The sequence below is a fragment of the Streptomyces sp. NPDC048483 genome (genome assembly GCF_040651455.1).
Lineage (GTDB): Bacteria > Actinomycetota > Actinomycetes > Streptomycetales > Streptomycetaceae > Streptomyces.
In genome coordinates, this window is sequence record NZ_JBEZJZ010000259.1 from 1 (window position 1) to 1,435 (window position 1,435).

1 pseudogene is annotated in these 1,435 nt (G+C 67.2%); it reads right to left on the minus strand.

Going from position 1 to position 1,435, the window contains the following annotated elements:
* A pseudogene (locus AB0D04_RS42680) lies at positions 1–1,435 on the minus strand (DNA-directed RNA polymerase subunit beta); the annotation flags it as partial.

Below are 1,435 nucleotides of genomic sequence, written 5' to 3' on the forward strand. Positions count from 1 at the left end.
TACCACCCAGCGGCTGCTGGGTGATCATCGAGTACGGGCCGGTCGACCGTGCGTGCAGCTTGTCGTCGACCAGGTGGTGCAGCTTGAGGATGTACATGTACCCGATCGAGATCGGGTCCGGGAACGGCTCGCCGGAGCGGCCGTCGAACAGCCGCGCCTTGCCGGAGCCCTTGACCATGCGCTCGCCGTCGCGGTTCGGGATCGTGGACTCGAAGAGTCCGGAGATCTCGTCCTCGCGCGCACCGTCGAACACCGGGGTGGCGACGTTGGAGCCGGCGGCGACCTCGTCGGCGGAGATCGAGTGGAGGCGCTTCTTCCACTCCTCGTCCGCACCCTCGACCTTCCAGCCCTGGCTGGCGAGCCAGCCGAGGTGGATCTCCAGGACCTGTCCCGGGTTCATTCGGGACGGGACACCCAGCGGGTTGAGGATGATGTCGACCGGGGTGCCGTCCTCCAGGAACGGCATGTCCTCGACCGGCAGGATCTTCGAGATGACGCCCTTGTTGCCGTGACGGCCGGCGAGCTTGTCACCGTCGGTGATCTTGCGCTTCTGGGCGACGTAGACGCGGACCAGCTGGTTCACGCCCGGGGGCAGCTCGTCGCCCTCTTCGCGGTCGAAGACGCGGACGCCGATGACCTTGCCGATCTCACCGTGCGGCACCTTCAGCGAGGTGTCGCGCACCTCGCGTGCCTTCTCACCGAAGATCGCGCGGAGCAGGCGCTCCTCGGGGGTCAGCTCGGTCTCACCCTTGGGCGTGACCTTGCCGACGAGGATGTCGCCGGCGACGACCTCGGCACCGATACGGATGATGCCGCGCTCGTCGAGGTCGGAGAGGACCTCCTCGGAGACGTTCGGGATGTCCCGGGTGATCTCCTCGGGGCCGAGCTTGGTGTCACGGGCGTCGACCTCGTGCTCCTCGATGTGGATCGAGGAGAGGACGTCGTCCTGCACGAGGCGCTGCGACAGGATGATCGCGTCCTCGTAGTTGTGGCCCTCCCACGGCATGAACGCCACGAGCAGGTTCTTGCCGAGGGCCATCTCGCCCTCTTCGGTGGACGGGCCGTCGGCGAGGACCTGGCCCTCGATGACGCGCGCGCCCTCGTCCACGACGACCTTCTGGTTGAAGGAGGTGCCCTGGTTGGAGCGGGTGAACTTGGCGACGCGGTACGTGGTGTACGTGCCGTCGTCGTTGGCGACGGTGATGTAGTCCGCGGAGACCTCCTGGACCACACCGTCCTTCTCCGCCTTGATGACGTCACCGGCGTCGACCGCGCAGCGGTACTCCATGCCGGTGCCGACCAGCGGCGACTCCGCCTTGATCAGCGGAACGGCCTGGCGCATCATGTTCGATCCCATGAGCGCGCGGTTGGCGTCGTCGTGCTCGAGGAACGGGATCATGGCAGTCGCGGCCGACACCATCTGGCGCGGCGAGAC